This is a genomic window from Acinetobacter sp. NEB149 (assembly GCF_012516415.1).
Classification (GTDB): domain Bacteria; phylum Pseudomonadota; class Gammaproteobacteria; order Pseudomonadales; family Moraxellaceae; genus Acinetobacter; species Acinetobacter lwoffii_V.
The window spans coordinates 418,386-435,144 of sequence record NZ_CP051208.1 but is presented as its reverse complement, the minus strand read 5'-3'; the positions used below and the strand labels follow the sequence as shown (position 1 = coordinate 435,144).

The 16,759-nt window shown below is 46.5% G+C and carries 14 protein-coding genes; 6 read left to right on the top strand and 8 right to left on the bottom strand.

Features of this window, described 5'->3' with window-relative positions; all coding sequences use genetic code 11:
- Positions 1–17: 17 nt before the first annotated feature.
- The 4 genes from hemH to HGD77_RS01980 all read right to left on the bottom strand — a co-directional run bounded on the left by hemH (position 18) and on the right by HGD77_RS01980 (position 3,773).
- Positions 18–1,031, bottom strand: a complete 1,014-nt coding sequence (gene hemH / locus HGD77_RS01995; protein WP_004729365.1) for a ferrochelatase — start codon at positions 1,029–1,031, stop codon at positions 18–20.
- A gap of 65 nt (positions 1,032–1,096) precedes the next feature.
- Positions 1,097–2,125: a DUF4062 domain-containing protein gene (locus HGD77_RS01990; protein WP_004729364.1), complete on the bottom strand. Its 1,029-nt coding sequence runs from the start codon at positions 2,123–2,125 to the stop codon at positions 1,097–1,099.
- Positions 2,126–2,240: 115 nt separating this feature from the next.
- Positions 2,241–3,113 (bottom strand): glutamate racemase, encoded by an 873-nt coding sequence (murI, locus tag HGD77_RS01985; RefSeq protein WP_004729363.1) that lies wholly within the window; start codon positions 3,111–3,113, stop codon positions 2,241–2,243.
- A 48-nt stretch (positions 3,114–3,161) separates the two neighbouring features.
- Positions 3,162–3,773, bottom strand: a complete 612-nt coding sequence (locus tag HGD77_RS01980; protein ID WP_004729362.1) for a DUF1285 domain-containing protein — start codon at positions 3,771–3,773, stop codon at positions 3,162–3,164.
- A 186-nt stretch (positions 3,774–3,959) separates the two neighbouring features.
- On the opposite strand from HGD77_RS01980, the gene HGD77_RS01975 reads away from it, so the two are divergent.
- On the top strand, positions 3,960–5,672 hold the full coding sequence (locus HGD77_RS01975) for an electron transfer flavoprotein-ubiquinone oxidoreductase (RefSeq protein ID WP_004278561.1): 1,713 nt from the start codon (positions 3,960–3,962) through the stop codon (positions 5,670–5,672).
- A 211-nt stretch (positions 5,673–5,883) separates the two neighbouring features.
- On the opposite strand, the gene tusA is transcribed toward HGD77_RS01975, so the two are convergent.
- Positions 5,884–6,144, bottom strand: coding sequence for a sulfurtransferase TusA (gene tusA, locus HGD77_RS01970; RefSeq protein WP_004729361.1), 261 nt, complete (start codon positions 6,142–6,144; stop codon positions 5,884–5,886).
- 201 nt (positions 6,145–6,345) lie between these two features.
- Here tusA and HGD77_RS01965 point away from each other — a divergent pair, with 201 nt between their 5' ends.
- Positions 6,346–7,185, top strand: a complete 840-nt coding sequence (locus HGD77_RS01965) for an HlyC/CorC family transporter (protein WP_004278564.1) — start codon at positions 6,346–6,348, stop codon at positions 7,183–7,185.
- Entirely contained in the window at positions 7,182–8,741 is a 1,560-nt protein-coding gene (gene lnt / locus HGD77_RS01960; RefSeq protein ID WP_004729360.1) for an apolipoprotein N-acyltransferase, read from the top strand. The genes HGD77_RS01965 and lnt overlap by 4 nt, the downstream gene beginning before the upstream one ends.
- A 166-nt stretch (positions 8,742–8,907) precedes the next feature.
- Here the strand turns inward: lnt and HGD77_RS01955 are convergent, their stop codons facing one another.
- The 3 genes from HGD77_RS01955 to gspF form a co-directional block, all read right to left on the bottom strand.
- Entirely contained in the window at positions 8,908–9,243 is a 336-nt protein-coding gene (locus HGD77_RS01955; protein ID WP_004729359.1) for a hypothetical protein, read from the bottom strand.
- A gap of 284 nt (positions 9,244–9,527) precedes the next feature.
- Positions 9,528–9,962 carry a type II secretion system major pseudopilin GspG gene (gene gspG, locus HGD77_RS01950; RefSeq protein WP_004278567.1) on the bottom strand — a complete coding sequence of 145 codons (435 nt, stop codon included), beginning with the start codon at positions 9,960–9,962 and terminating at the stop codon, positions 9,528–9,530.
- Between the two features lie 79 nt (positions 9,963–10,041).
- A complete protein-coding gene (gspF, locus tag HGD77_RS01945) occupies positions 10,042–11,247 on the bottom strand; it encodes a type II secretion system inner membrane protein GspF (protein ID WP_004729358.1) in 1,206 nt (401 codons plus the stop codon).
- Positions 11,248–11,397: 150 nt separating this feature from the next.
- Here gspF and HGD77_RS01940 point away from each other — a divergent pair, with 150 nt between their 5' ends.
- The 3 genes from HGD77_RS01940 to HGD77_RS01930 all read left to right on the top strand — a co-directional run bounded on the left by HGD77_RS01940 (position 11,398) and on the right by HGD77_RS01930 (position 16,475).
- Entirely contained in the window at positions 11,398–13,620 is a 2,223-nt protein-coding gene (locus HGD77_RS01940; RefSeq protein ID WP_004729357.1) for a primosomal protein N', read from the top strand.
- Between the two features lie 75 nt (positions 13,621–13,695).
- Positions 13,696–15,549, top strand: coding sequence for a cation:proton antiporter (locus tag HGD77_RS01935; protein WP_004729354.1), 1,854 nt, complete (start codon positions 13,696–13,698; stop codon positions 15,547–15,549).
- A 50-nt stretch (positions 15,550–15,599) separates the two neighbouring features.
- Positions 15,600–16,475 carry an Hsp33 family molecular chaperone HslO gene (locus tag HGD77_RS01930; RefSeq protein WP_004278571.1) on the top strand — a complete coding sequence of 292 codons (876 nt, stop codon included), beginning with the start codon at positions 15,600–15,602 and terminating at the stop codon, positions 16,473–16,475.
- Positions 16,476–16,759 lie beyond the last annotated feature (284 nt).

Here is a 16,759-nt window from a genome sequence, read left to right as displayed (position 1 = left end):
GAAAAACCTCGGGCAAGTTAATGGGCAAGTGTCTGTGTCAATGCATCCAGATTAGCCTGAAGCAGGCTATTGAGCAATCGCAAATGATCTTCACGACTATTTAAAGCAGGAATATAGCGATAGCTTTCACCGCCGAGTGCTTTAAATGTCTCGGCATTTTCGATTGCCAGCTCTTCAAGCGTTTCCAGACAGTCCGCGGAAAATGCCGGACTCATCACCTGAATTGATTTCACCCCTTGCTTGGCCCAATCTTCGAGCAAAACATCGGTATAGGGCTTGATCCACTCCTGTTTGCCAAACCGCGACTGAAAGCTGATCGCATATTGATCTTCGCTTAAACCTAGTGCTTCCGCCACCAATTTACCCGTGATGCGGCAACGGTCGGCATAAGGATCGCCTTTATCAGCATAGGGCTGTGGAATACCGTGGAAAGACATCAATAATTTCTCTGGTTGACCATGAATTGCCTGGTAATCACGTACACTTTGAGCCAACGACTGGATAAATAAAGGATGTTGATAATAATCCCTGATCACTGTCAAACCGGGTAAATTACGCTGTTTAACCACCCATTTCGCCACCGCATCGTATAGAGGTGCGGTCGACGTGGCTGAATATTGGGGAAACAGGGGAAATAGAATTACGTGTTCCTGTGGCTGCGCGGAGACTTGTGCCAAGACATCCTGAATGTTGGGATTGCCATAGGTCATGGCGGGTACCACATTCAGCTCAAACTGCGGATACAGCTGGGTGAGATGCGTCTTGACTGCTGCGACCTGCTCAAACAGAATTTCACGCATCGGCGAATCCTGTCCCCATACCTGCGCATAGGCCTGTGATACTCGCTTTGGACGGAAGGGCAAAATGAATAAGCGCAGAATGATTTGCCAAATCGGTTTAGGAATCTCAATTACACGCTGGTCGGATAAAAACTGCTTGAGAAAACGGCGTACCGCAGGAATCGTAGGCTCATCTGGTGTGCCCAAGTTTGCCAATATAATCGTCACTTTCGCTTTAGCAGGAGAATACATTCAGTTCGTCCGTCAGGATATCAACCCCTGTACTTTAACAGCTTTTTATTTATTCTCTCTATGGATTAATACGCTGACTTATATTGAAAAGTGCGATCTAAATCCAGCAAGCTGCTGTCCAGCAACTTTTGCGCTTTTGGGGTAATCTGCCACAGCATGCGCTGGCGGTCATCACGACCGGATGGCACAATCCAGTCATTCTGGCGCATTTGAATTTTTAAACTATGCAAGGCACGAATATTCATCTGGGCACGCGCGACAGCATGCGCTCGTGGCATCTGCACCCGCGCATCCGACAGGCCGGTTTCATTCAGATATTCATTCATGCGCTTTGAGAAAAACTCTTCGGGTGTGGGATTGACAAAGGTTGAGCCCAGCAATGCCAACAATTGTGCCCAGGTGAGTTTTTTCTGGACTTTGATTTCCTTGAAGTTACCATCCTGATAGGCATGCATCCGGTATTCAAAAGAAAAAATTTCATGCATCGCCACTTTGGGCAGGCTTAAGAATGGATCGAGCTGAGCTGTTCCGCCATCACGTTCCAGTTGCGCGACTTTCGCTTTAAGCTGGTCAATCTCGTCATGCAGGGCTTGGGTATTTTGCGGGCGTACCCAGCCGGTCACCGGATAGCGCTCCAGCATTTGTGGCATGTTAAAACGCACTGCCATTTCCAGATCGCGCAGGCTACGGTAAGTAAAGACCTGATCGACTTCCTGCTGTAACAGTTGACGGAATTCCTTGAATTTTTCCTGTAATTCCGGTTTGGCATCATGCAATGCACTTTCACGTGATGCCGGATCATCATGCATAAACACAATAATCGGTTTTTGCTTGGTCACTGCATAAATATATTCGAGATGCATATAGCCAACACCCGATACCGACTGCTCTCCATACTGGCTTCCCAGCAGAATCACGACATAATCACAGTCATCAATCTGGCGGCGTGCAAATGCAGTATTCAGCGGTGTACGCTGTTCCAGTCCCCACGAGAAAAAACCCATTCCTACCAGTGTTTGAGACAGAATGATACGCTCCGGTTGCATTTCTGCCCCAGAGGTTGAGATGAACACTTGGTACCGTTTATCTAGCATGGGCTATCCTCTTCTCCTGTACATTTGCGTAAAAATGCATTATCACATGCTTCTTTACCCAATATGGCCACCCCAAAATCAAAATATCTTTCTTCTTAAATTATAAAAATGAGTTTTAAACTGCACTCATATTACTGACCTGCCATTTTAAATCGGCCGGAATCAGGTGCTGCAAAATCGGTCGGAGCTGTTCAGCATTCTGCCCACTCACCACCAATTCAATTTTCACGCTTTCTTTAGACTCATGCTCAAATAATAACCCATTTTTAATTAAAATTCGGGCCGTTTGTCTTGCAACCGCGAATCCTGAGTCAATTAATGTCAGCTTTTGACCAAAAATATACTGAATTGACGATTTTAGGAAGGGGTAATGTGTACATCCTAATACTAAATAATCAGCGCCCTGATCTACAACTGGTTGTAAAATCTCTTTTAATGTCTGCAAACAGGCTGCACTCATCTGCTCTCCAGCCTCAACAAAAGGCACCAGATCCAGACTGGTCACAGGCAGGACTTTGACTTGAGCCGGTTCGGCAAAACGGGAAATGACATCTTTAATCAGCTGGCCGCGGAAGGTTGCAGGCGTGGCCAATACCGCCACAGTTTTCGACTGGGTATTCAGGACGGCCGGTTTAAGTGCGGGTACTAAACCGATAATCGGAAAGTTTTCACCATAATAGTCACGCAAATAATCCAGACTAAAAGCGGAAGCGGTATTACAAGCCACCACCGCAACTTTACAACCTTGACGATAAAGCCATTCAATCGCCTGAGCCGTCAAGGCACGAATTTCCTGATCATCTCTCGGGCCATAAGGCACATGCGCAGTATCCGCATAATAGACAAAGCGTTCATTAGGCAAATGGCGGGCAATTTCCAGGGCGACTGACAAGCCGCCTACGCCTGAGTCAAAAATGCCAATAGGCGCATCTGCCGTGGCATTGGGCATCGGGTCTAATAACTGGGAAATTGGTTGAATAGCGCTCATAACGTTGCAGGTAGCTTGTTTGAAATTTCTAGCGATCAAGCTTAAACCTCAGGTGCTCAAATGCAAGTCTAAATCACCACTTTTCAAACTTAAAACGGTTTCGCCTGCCGGATTTTCATCAAGCTCTCCCATCTCGACCAGATGTAAAAATGCCGCACGCTGAATCAGGGCATTAATCCCAAAACGCACATGCACATAAGGCCGCAACTCACCTTTGTATTCACGCATAAAGATTGGATGTTCAGCATCAACAACAATCAGGTCTTGCGTGGTCGTGCCCAGTTGCAGATAAATCCTTCCATTAATTTCAACCTGATCGACCTGATTGACAAATAAAGGTTCATCTTCAACTTCAACTTCAATCATTTCTACCGGTGTTTTTAGATAGAATTTATCGTTTTCTTTCCAGAGTACCGTTGCAAACAGGTCAATCATAGGCTGACGCTTGATCAATTGACCTTCGTGCCACCATTCGCCGTTGGCTAAAACCTTCAGATCCATGACGCCACAATGCTTTGGCTGCCATTGCTCCAAAGGGGGAATTGACCTTTTGTGACTGCCCTGTGCATCTTTTAAGTATTGTGCGATATCCATTAAATTTTTATCATCGGGATAAGTTACTTTTTTCGTCGGATTTGTGCTGGGTACTGGCTTATCCATAAAAGAAGACCTTAATGACGGAAAAATAATATGTTTCAGCCAATTGGCTAAAACCGGCTTTAAAACTATACTAGCCCAGATTATCAAAGACACCAGCATTTTTGTGTCTAGGAACCAAGAACACTTATGGCAGCACCCAACCATCCGGTTATGGTTGCCACCGAATAGTAATATGAGGAGTCCTACATGGAACACATCGAACGTGAATCGATGGAGTTTGACGTCGTCATCGTAGGCGCAGGCCCGGCGGGTCTTTCTGCTGCGATCAAAATCCGTCAACTTGCAATTGAAAACAACTTAAACGATTTGTCCGTTTGTGTCGTAGAAAAAGGCTCCGAAGTCGGTGCACATATTCTGTCTGGTGCGGTACTTGAACCGCGTGCCATGAACGAGCTGTTCCCGGACTGGAAAGAACAGGGTGCCCCGCTAAATGTCCCAGTGACTGAAGATAAAACCTTCTTCCTGCTGTCAGATGAAAAATCACAGGAAGCACCACACTGGATGGTACCTAAAACCATGCATAACGATGGCAACTATGTCATCTCGCTCGGCAACGTGGTGCGCTGGTTAGGCCAGAAAGCCGAAGAACTGGAAGTGTCGATCTTCCCAGGCTTTGCAGCCTCGGAAATTCTGTATCATGCCGATGGCACAGTCAAAGGCATCCAGACCGGTGACATGGGCATTGGTAAAGATGGCGAACCGACACATAATTTCACTCCAGGTTATGAACTGCATGCCAAATACACGATTTTTGCTGAAGGCTGCCGTGGTCATCTCGGTAAGCGTTTAATCCAGAAATTTAACCTGGACAAGGATGCGGATCCGCAGCACTACGGTATCGGGATTAAAGAACTTTGGGAAATCGATCCTGCCAAGCACAAACCGGGTCTGGTGATGCATGGTGCCGGCTGGCCATTGAATGAAACCGGTTCTTCAGGCGGCTGGTGGCTCTACCACGCCGAGAACAATCAGGTGACCCTGGGCATGATCGTGGATCTTTCTTACACTAACCCGCATATGTATCCGTTCATGGAAATGCAGCGCTGGAAAACCCATCCTTTAATCAAGCAGTATCTGGAAGGCGGCAAGCGTATTTCTTATGGTGCGCGTGCTGTGACCAAAGGTGGCTTTAACTCGCTGCCAAAATTCACCTTTCCGGGCGGCTCGTTGATTGGGGATGATGCCGGCTTCCTGAACTTTGCCAAGATTAAAGGCTCACATACGGCAATGAAATCCGGCATGCTTTGCGGTGAAGCGGTATTTGAAGCCATTGCTGCGGGTGTAGAAAAAGGCGGTGATCTGGCGGTGGCACGTGTTGTAGAGGGCGAAGATTTCTTTGTTAAAGAATTGACCGCGTATACCGACAAGTTCAACAACAGCTGGCTGAAAGAAGAGTTATACAACTCGCGTAACTTCGGTCCTGCAATGCACAAGTTCGGTCAATGGATCGGTGGTGCATTCAACTTTATCGATCAGAACGTGTTTAAAGTTCCGTTCACCCTGCATGATCTGGTTCAGGATCATGCTGCGTTGAAAACCCAGGCGGCTGAAAGCTTCAAGCCAAACTATCCGAAACCGGATGGCAAGCTGACCTTTGACCGTCTGTCTTCGGTGTTTGTATCGAATACCGTGCATGAAGAGAACCAGCCAGCACATTTGAAACTGACCGATGCTTCAATTCCGGTAGAAGTAAATCTACCGAAATGGGACGAGCCTGCGCAGCGTTACTGCCCGGCGGGTGTTTATGAGATCATGGAAAATAATGACGGTTCCAAGCGTTTCCAGATCAATGCAGCCAACTGTGTACACTGCAAGACCTGTGATATCAAGGATCCGTCCCAGAACATCACCTGGGTGACACCGGAAGGTGGTGGTGGTCCGAATTACCCTAACATGTAATTTGGATAGTTCTTGCGCAGCAGTGCTGTTCATATCCGAACATTTAATCTGATTATCAGATAAAAAATAAACCCGCTTTTAAGCGGGTTTATTTGTGGATAAATATTTAAAATTTCAGTTCTTGCCCATTCATCTATTTAATTTCACAGATTTGTGGAGTTTTATTTCCTAAATAGGGACAGATCATTGAGCTCATCTGTCGTTTATCTCTTTAGCCGCCTTTCTTCACTAAATAATGAAATTCTTTATTGCCATTTTCATCCAGACGTTCTTCCTGCAATAGCAACTCATGCCCCAAATGCATACAGAATTTTGGAATATCCCACGACGTTGAATTATCCGTGGCAAACACCTCAACCACATCACCTGCCTTGGATTTACGGATCGCCTGATGCAACATCATCACTGGCTCAGGACAACGCAAACCTCGGGTATTCAATTGCAGACTTGGAATAATTTCAGTTGGGGACATCGATAGACTCAGGATGGAAAGACCGCCATATTTTAGCATAAAGCTGCGATTACATTGCTGCTTTGCATACGTGGCCAGTTTTAAAATCAGCGCTGACTCACGCGATCAAGACTGCGCATCATATTTACAATAGACAAGCGTATTTTCTGCGGTATGATAAAACCACGTTTTTTTAGATATTAAGAGTCTTCAGGAAAAATCATGCACGAGGAATCAGGCCCGTCGTGGGGTATGCGCGGCTTACGCAAATGGCTGGGAACTGCACCCGAAACTCGCGACGAACTGCTAAAATTAGTACAAGATTCACGTCGATTTTTAGAACCCGATACTGTTGCCATGCTTGAGGGCGTTCTTGACCTCCCGGCAACCAAAATTCGTGAAGTCATGACGCCTCGCACGTCCATGATCAGCTTACAGGAAGATGATCAACTGCTGGATATCCTGCATGTGCTCGTCGAGTCTGCGCATTCACGTTTTCCGGTATTTTCTTCCGATCAGACCGACAATGTGGTGGGCATTCTATTGGCCAAGGATTTATTGCCTTTTCTGACTGAGCCGACGGCCAAAGTCGATATTCGCGCGCTTATGCGTCAACCTTTGTTTGTTCCGGAAAGTGCCCGCTCCGATCAGGTACTGCGCATGCTGAAAAATACCCAGACGCATATTGCGGTGGTGATTGATGAATACGGTACGACTTCGGGTCTGGTGACGCTGGAAGATATTCTGGAAGAAATTGTCGGTGAAATTGAAGATGAACATGACAATGCTGACGAAGAAGCATACTACATTGTTCCGGATAACGACCCGACTACCGCCAATACCTGGGTAGTCCAAGCCCTGACTCCGATTGAGTATTTCAATAATATGCTGGATGCGACTTTCCCTGATGATGAAGTGGAAACCATGGGCGGCTTGTTATTACAGGAAATTGGTCTGGTGAGTGACCTTGAAGGTCAAACCATTGAACTGGAAAACTGGCAATTTACCATTCTTGAGGCGGATTCACGCTCTATTCATCTAATTCGAGCCGTGCGCCAATGAGAGCGTATTTCGATAAGCTGTTGAGTTCGTCTCAACAGCAAAAACCGTTGCCGCTGATCTATCCTGTTTTAATTGCCTTATTTGCAGGTGCCATCTTCAGCTTGGCGCTGGCCCCTTATCATTACTGGTGGCTAGCCATTCTGTCTCCGGCCCTGCTCTATGCCTGCTTGCGTGGACGTAGCGCAAAACAGGCCTTTGGTATTGGCTGGGCTTACGGGATCGGCTTGTGGTTTGTCGGCGCATTCTGGCTGTATACCTCGATTCATGTCTATGGCGATACCAGCGCATTTCTCAGTATCGTGATGATCCTGATCATGGCGCTGGTGATGGGTCTGTTTAGTGCCGTTCAAACGTTTGTCTATCGCCGCTTTTTTCCAGAAACTCCTTTAACCTTTGCCCCGCTGTGGGTGCTGTTTGAATGGTCCAAGACCTGGGTCTTTACCGGATTCCCATGGCTGTTTGCTGGCTATGCCTTTACCGAACGCTACCTGGATGCTTATGCGCCCTTATTCGGGGTGTTTGGGGTGTCTTTCGTAGTGATTATTCTGGCCTGTGCACTGGTTGAAATTCTGAATAGACGTCTGTTCTGGGCCATTCCTTCGGCAGTTTTATTACTCGGTGCCTGGGGCGCAGCACAGCTAACGTTTGTTGAGCAAAAAAATCAAAAGCCTTTAACGGTTTCCCTGATTCAAGGCAATATTCCACAAGACTTGAAATGGCTGACTGAATATCAGGTGAAGACCTTATTGATTTATGCCAATCTGAGTAAAACCGAATGGGGCCGCGATCTGATCGTCTGGCCGGAATCTTCGATTCCCATGTTCCAGACTGATATTGAAGCCTTTCTGGAAGCCATGAAAGTACAGGCTGAAAAATCGGGTACGGCCTGGGTGACCGGCATTCCGTATTGGGATTTAGCAGAATCACAGGCTGCGGGCTATCCAAAATATTACAATAGCATTATGGCCAGCGGCGATGATTCTGATGGGCTATACAAGAAGCAACGACTGGTTCCTTTTGGTGAATATATTCCCTTATCAGGCTGGTTGAGCTGGGTATTGCCAGGTCTACAAAATGATCCTTCCATGAGCGGTTTTACCCGAGGCGCAGATCATCAAAAACCATTAAATGTGAAAAATCATCCATTGGGTTCTGCAATTTGCTATGAAGTGGCTTACCCGAATTTGACCCGTCGCAATGCCAGTCAAAGCGATTTTCTGGTGACTGTGTCTAATGATGCCTGGTTTACCGGCACGGCAGGACCGTTACAGCATCTGCAAATGGTGCAAATGCGTGCTAAAGAAAATGGCCGCTGGTTTATTCGGGCGACCAATACTGGTGTGACTGCGTTTATTGATCACAATGGTCATATTGTGAAAAAAGCTCCGATGGATCAGGAAGCAGTATTACGTGGCGAACTTCCAGCCATGCAGGGTGAAACGCTGTATATGAAACTCAGCGATTGGCCAGTGATGATCTTCTCGGTTCTGCTTTTGCTTATGGGATGGCGCTTTCGCCCACGTAAAGTGGATGTCAGCTTTAAGTCACGAAGATAATTTCTTCAAGTCCCCCTTTTACAAAGGTGAGCCATATATGGCGCAAGAGGAGGATTCCTGAACATAGCATTTTATCAATCTCTCCTAAGCTCCCTTTACGAAAGGGACGGACACTCAAGACAATAAAAAACCGAGGTCAATGCCTCGGTTTTTTATATTTCAAATTTTAGAACTGAACTGCTAGATAAGAAATCATACTGGCGAGGGATAACATTGGCAGATAGCGGTAAGTTTGCACCATCATATTTTCGAATACAGACATCTGCCGTTGTTTTAATTGCAATACCGAGGCTTTCAATGCCGACCAGAAGCACAATGCAAATAATGAACTCATCAAACTGATGGCAAAAAAACCTACCATAATCTGGCTGCTACCTTCGGTGCTTTGCCATAAATGAACGATACCCTGACTGATCGGCAGCATGCTTAAAACCAGAAGAACAGATTTCAGCATCGACCAATGAAATTGATTGATTTCATCCCCTAAGATTAATGCTTTCATGTACTTCTCCGTTGGCGAGTCAAGTGCCATTCAGATCATTATGAGCTTTTTTAAATAAATAGAAAGTGTATGTTTATTCATATTTTACGAGAATTGTAATAGATAAATATGGGAATAATTCTTATTATAACTCGCATATCGTTTTTATTATTTCATTATTATAAATATCATTAACTTACATTATATTTAATAATTAATAGTTATTATCACTTCACTTCGTATTGAAATAGCTTATTAAGTGAAGTGATATATACCATCTATCGAGAATTTATAATGATTCTCAATTAAGGCTGATAATAAATATCGGCATCTGTTCCTTCACCACCCGATTGACCATCTGCACCAAATGAATACAGATCGAAGCTGCGACCATCGGTGCCGGGAATCACATATTGCAGTTCATTATCCCAGCTGTCTTTTGGAAAACCGCCTTTGACATAACCGCCTGGCACCCAGTTTTTTGCAGTCGCTGGCTGATTCACCAGTGCATCCAGACCGCCTTCCTGCATACTTGGATACTTGCCATTGTCCAGCTTGTATTGATCCAGTGAACCTGCAATGCTCTGCAACTTGATCACGGTGGTATCGACTTTGGCCTTTTCACCACGTCCCATCACGTTCGGAACAATCAGCGCAGCAAGCACACCGAGAATAACAATCACCACCATGACTTCGATTAAGGTAAAGCCCGTCTGTTTATTTAATTGATTCCTTTTCATTCAATCTCTCTCATTTATTTGCATCATTCAGAATTTCCACTTGAATCTTGATCACAGCAAAATTCTAACTGGCTTCTGTTTAAATCATATTATTCATATTCACAATTGGCAGCATCACTGCAATCACAATCACCAAAACAATACTGGCCATCAATACCAGCATTAAAGGTTCCAGCAAGGCCAGTAAAGTTGAAATCAGGGTGGTCACTTCGCGATCCTGCATCTGTGAAGCACGTTCCAACATGCGGTCCAGTTCACCAGACGCTTCACCACTTTTGATCATTTGTACCATCATCGGCGGGAAATAACCACTGCGTTCCAGTTGGGTCGCCAGGTTGCCACCTTCTGTCACCTTTTCTGCCGCCAGATTGACAGAATCCCGGATCACCCAGTTATTACTGACTGCAGCACCAATGCGCAATGCATCAACCAGAGGCACGCCAGACTGGGTCAAAATGGATAAGGTACTGGCAAAACGTGCGGCATTAATCCCGCGTGACAATTTGCCGAATAAAGGTAATTTTAAGGTCAGACGGTCAAAGGCATAATGCCCGGCGGTGGTTCTTAAAAACCGGACCAACAGGAAAATCCCCAAAGCACCACCAATCAATAAAAATGGCCAAGCAATGCGGATAAAATCACTGGCTTTCATCAAGGCCACGGTAATCCACGGTAAGGCGTCTTTACTCTGATCAAAAGTCTTGACGATATCCGGCACCACATAGGTCATCAGCCCCATCACGATCGCAAAGGACATCAGCATCAGGATAATCGGATAGACCATTGCACCCTGAATTTTTTTCTGCATGGCAAACCGGTTTTCGGTATAGTCAGCCAACTGATCCAGAATCAGGTCCAGATGTCCGGAACGCTCACCGGCCGCAATCGTAGCAATATACAGTTCAGGAAAACGTCCGGATTGCTGCAAACCCTGCGCCAGACTATGCCCTTCTAGTACCTTGGAGCGAACCGACATCAGCAGGTTTTGTACATGCACTTTTTCGCTTTGCTTGCCGACGGCGCGGATGGCTTCTTCCAGCGGAATCGCGGCAGCGACCAGCACAGATAGCTGCCGGGTCATGAGGGCCAGATCGTAGGCGGTGATGCTTTTTTCAAACCATTTTCGACGATGCTGCTGGTCTTTTTTTTCGACAGGATCAACAGAGACCGGAATAAGTGCTTTATCCCGTAATTGTTGCCGGATCTGACGTGCAGAATCCCCCTCCAGCACGCCTTTTTGCTGCTTTCCTGAAGCATCAAGCGCAATAAACTGATATGCAGGCATTGTAATGCTCTAATTTTCCAAAATTTTGCTTAACGCTGTTGCGTCAGACCACCGAAATCATTCATATTCTTTGATATAAATTATCTGCTCACTCTAACATAATCGAACTTTAAGCACGACGAAATTTCTTCAGGATCTCCACCCCAAGATATGCAAAATTCTCACACCGATTCCAGTCTACTTTATCGCGTACGCGTTGCTGTACCTGTACATGTATTTGATTGTTTTGATTACACAATGAGTGCAGAACAATTTGAACAGGCGCAGATTGGCGCACGTGTACTGGTATCGTTTGGTCGGCAGAATCTGGTCGGGGTGATTATCGAAAAACTGCCTGCAGACACTCCTCTCGACCCACGCTTTAAGCTTAAGGCAGTAACCGAACTGCTCGATGAACGCGCCATTATAGATGCCAAAGTTTTAAGTTTGTTGACATGGTCAGCGCAGTATTACCAGTTTCCGATCGGTGAAGTCGTCCACAGTGCCCTGCCGACTCTGTTGCGTCAGGGTAAGCCTTATAACCTGCTGGCCCGTACCTGGAAATTACTGGACCCTGATGCCGAGGCCAAAGTACGCCGTTCGGACAAGCAGCAGGAAGCTTACCGGATTTTAAAACTGCATCCGGTCGGGACCACTGAAAATGTGCTGAACATGGCCGGGATTGAAACCGCGACCTTAAAAGCGCTGGAGAAAAAAGAGATTTGCGCCTGTGTGCTGGAGCCACAAGATTTCAATCCGCAGCCGATGCAGCTGGCACAAATGCCGCTTACTGCCAATCCTGAACAAAAACATGCAGTCGAACAGGTATTAAAATATCGCAATCAATATCAAGCTTTTTTACTGGATGGTCTGACCGGCAGCGGTAAAACTGAAGTGTATTTGCAGATCATGGAACAGGTACTGAAACAGGGCAAACAGGTGCTGGTGCTGGTGCCGGAAATCGGCCTGACGCCGCAAACCATCAGCCGTTTTCAGTCCCGTTTTCATTGCCATATTGCGTTGCTGCATTCCGGGCTGAATGATTCCAAACGGCTACAAGCCTGGCAGTCGGCAGAAACCGGCAAAGCCTCAATCGTACTCGGTACACGTTCTGCCATTTATACCCCGATGCCGAATCTGGGCCTGATCATTCTGGATGAAGAACATGACCTGTCCTTTAAACAGCAGGAAGGCTTCCGCTATCATGCCCGCGATGTCGCCCTGTACCGCGGCCATTTACAGCAATGTCCGGTAATCTTAGGGTCAGCCACACCAAGCATTGACAGTTATGCGCTGGTGCAACATGGCAAGATGCAGGCACTGGAGCTGAACCAGCGTGCCGGCACGGCCTTGATGCCCAAAATCCATATTCTGGATTTAAAAGTTGCGCAAAAAAAGCATGGGATTAGCCTGCAATTGATTCAGGACATCAAAAAGCGCCTGGAGAAAAAAGAACAGGTACTGATTTTTTTAAACCGCCGTGGCTATGCCCCCGTCCTGCTTTGTGGCAGCTGTGGCTGGCAGGCGCAATGTCCGCACTGTGATGCCAACTTCACTGTACACCGTCAGCCTTATCAGCATCTGCATTGCCATCACTGCGGTACTATTCACCGCATGCCGGAACACTGCCCGCAATGTCAGCATCAGGAACTGGTTACACTGGGTATGGGCACCGGCAAAGTCGAAGAACATTTAAATGAGCTATTTCCGGATTTTGAGGTGATTCGGGTCGATCGCGATTCCACCAGTCGGGTCGGCAGCTGGCAAAAAATCTATGACAAGATTCAGAAAAGCGAACCGGCGATTCTACTCGGCACCCAGATGCTGGCCAAAGGCCATCATTTTCCTTATGTGACGCTGGTGGCGATTCTGGATATCGATTCCGGTCTGCTGAGTGTGGATTTCCGTGCTACTGAACGGACTGCACAACTGATCGTGCAGGTTGCAGGCCGTGCCGGACGTGGTGAACACAAAGGTGATGTCTATCTGCAAACGCTCAGACCAGATCATGCCCTACTGAATACGCTGGTCAATGAAAATTATCGCGTATTTGCCCAGCAAACCTTAAAAGAACGGCAGATGGCCAAAATGCCGCCCTATCGTTATGCCATCCTGATTCGCTGTGAATCCAAGGATCAGTCACAAAATACCGAATTCTTACAGAAACATGCAGCACTCCTCAGGCAATATCCTGATCTGGCGCTGGACATCTGGGGACCGATTCCTGCGCCAATGGAACGCAAGGCGGGGCGCTATCAGTCGCATATGGTGCTATTGTCAGCGGATCGTCCACGTTTGCATTACTATGTGCGTAGCTGGTGGCAAAACATGCTGCAGGACAAACCTTCTAGCATGAAGCTCACGCTGGACATCGACCCTCAGGAACTGAGCTAAAAGATATTGCGCCTGAGGATCGGTCCGGAATACAAGACTCCCAGTCTGGATCAAGAATAAATTTAGGGCAGGAAAATGTCGATACTGTTACAAATAACACTGGTTCTGGTCATTGCACTGTTGATGGTGCCACTGAGTAAAAGGCTCAGGTTGCCAAGTGTGTTGGGCTATCTGTTAACAGGGATCATTTTAAGTCCAAGCCTTTTGCATCTGATTCAGGCACCCGAAGTTTTAAACAGCTTCATACAAGTCAGCCTGATGGCATTGTTGTTCTGGATCGGCCTGCAACTCAGACCACAACGCATCCTCCAGATCCATCCCACCCTATGGATGATGGCAACTTTACAGGTACTAATCAGCGCCCTGATTTTTACGCTCATGGCTTGGATTTTCCTTCAACAAAGCCTGCTCGCCAGCATTGTAATCGGACTCACCGGCAGTTTGTCCGCCATGACACTGGTCATTCAACAGTTGAACAACCAGGAACAGTTCGCCACCAGTTATGGCCAGCAGGCCTATTCGATTCTACTGGTTCATGCTCTGTTGGCCATTCTGGTGATTGCAGCCATTCCCTTATTTGCCGGGATTCGCTCGACCGAACATGGCGTGGCCTACTTTGCTGCCCTCATCGCGACGTTAAGCGGTCTGTTCCTGTGTAATCGTTACTTGATGCAGCCGTTGTATCGCTGGATTGCTAAAAGTGGCAGTCACGAACTGCATGCGATTGTCGCGATTGCGGTGACCTTGGCATTGTTGGTGTTAATGAATACCCTCGGCCTGAATCTATTTCTCGGTGCCTTATTTGCCGGCATTTTACTGGCAGATTCAGATTTCCGGCCTGCGGTAGAAAGCGCGATTCGGCCTTTTCAGGGTCTGTTGATGGGCCTAGCCTTTATCAGTCTGGGCATGTCACTGCACTTAGCTGATCTGCTCAATTTCCCTTGGATGATTCTCGGTGGCACCCTCATTTTAATCTTGGGCAAGTTTGCAATCAACCTGGCATTGGCGCGTTATCATCAAAATAGCTGGCGCAATAGCACCTTGTTAGCAGCCAGTCTGGCACAAGGTGGCGAATTTGCCTTACTGGCACTGGTGATTGCGGTTTCCGACCAGATTATTGCGGCTGATCTGCTCTCTCCCTTGCTGTGGATGGTGAGTTTTTCCTTGCTGCTGACCCCCGCATTTTATTGGTTATTGCACAGTCAGATCTTACCGCGTCTGGATCGCCACAATCATCTGGCAGCGACTTTTGAAACTGATATTAATCCTCAAGCCCATACACCAATCCTGCTGATTGGCTTTGGTCGCTTCGGACAAATCATCGCCCGCATTCTACTGCAACAGCAACACGCCTTTAGTGTCATGGACAGCACTGTGCCAGCCACTGAGCTTCTGGCGCAGTACGACATCCCTTTCTATCAGGCGGATGCAACAGAACCCGAAGCCTTGATACAGACCGGTATTGCCACAGCACAACAGGTGATTGTGGCGATTGACGATATTGAAGACTCAATGCTGATCGTGCGGCATCTGCGGCTGAATTATCCTGAAATCAGTTTATGGGTACGTGCCCGTGACCGGCATCATGTGCATTTATTACAGGATTTGGGCGTGAAACACATCTGGCGTGAAACTTATCTTTCAGCTTTAGAACTCAGTCAGGCCTTACTAAACCAGCTCAATCCTGACCCGGAAGAAAGCCTGCAACAGATTCAAAACTTCCGTGAACAGGATGAAAAGTTGCTCAATAGTCAATATCATCTGGATCCGGATGAACATCCAAATTATGAAAATCAGCGCAGCAGTTTGGCTGAACTGGAGCATCTGTTTACCCAGGATCAACGCCATAAAGTGCAAAAACAGGCTACACAGCAGCAACAGGATACAAACGGCGCAGGAATTGATACGTTAAGAGATGAACTGTCCTAACTTGTGTTTTACAATAATGACACCATTAAAGCAGGGTTATGGAGAATTTTATGTCTGATTTACGCCAACGCTTTTTTATTGAAGATAGCCCTGTTCGTGGTGAAGTGGTGCATCTTGAAGAAGCTTTACAAACCATTTTAGCGCAACGTGACTATGCGCCTGCAGTTAAAATCCTGCTAGGTGAAATGCTTAGTGCCACTGCACTGCTGGCCAGCACATTGAAGATTAAAGGGCGTATCAGCCTGCAAATTCAGGCATCGGGCACATTTAAATGGGCTATGGCTGAATGTAACCATTTGGGTGAAGTTCGCGCTCTGGCTGACTATGAAGAAGATCCGCACTTTCTGGTCGGTGAAGACAGTAGTACAGTGTTGAAATCACTCACCTCTCCGGTTCTATTCATCAATATCGAACCAGAATTTGGTGAGCGTTATCAGGGGATTGTACCTCTTGATAAAGAAAATCTGGCGGGCTGTCTGATGCAGTATTATGACCTGTCTGCACAGATTCCGACGCGTATTGTACTGGCAAGTGACCATCAGCGTGCAGGTGGTTTACTGATTCAGTTATTACCACGTAATAGTGAAGAAGAACAACGCCGGGTAGATGAAGACCTATGGCCACGTTTGACCATGCTCACAGAGACCCTAAAAACTGAAGAGTTAGTCGGTTTACAAGCCACTGATATTCTGTACCGTTTATATAACGAAGAAGAAGTTCGTCTGCCAGATACGGAAGTGTTGAAGTTTGGTTGTACCTGCTCTAAAGAGCGTTGTGCAGTCGCTTTACAGCAAATCGGCATAGAGTCGATCCGTGAAACGCTAGAATTCCAGAATCCGATCGAGATGGACTGTCAGTTCTGTAATAGCCAGTATACCTTTACCGCTGAAGAAGCCTTGGGTCTATTTGGTAAACACCTGAGCTAAGTAGTTCTAATCCTTAAGTTTAAAAGCATTCCCCGGAATGCTTTTTTTGTATTTTAACACCTGGTCGACTGAGCTCAACAAAGCGTATTCCCCTACAGTAGAAAACCCGTCTACTCCCTGAATCAAACTCTCCTGTGAATCCAATCTAAGAATCCCTGTTGAATTATAAGATTATTCACATTAACAAAACCTAAATATTCATCATTTTCAAAAAATTATGAGAAAGACTTCACAGTTCATCCTATTGATTTAATTATGCTTTTAAAATAAATTAGAGCAATAAT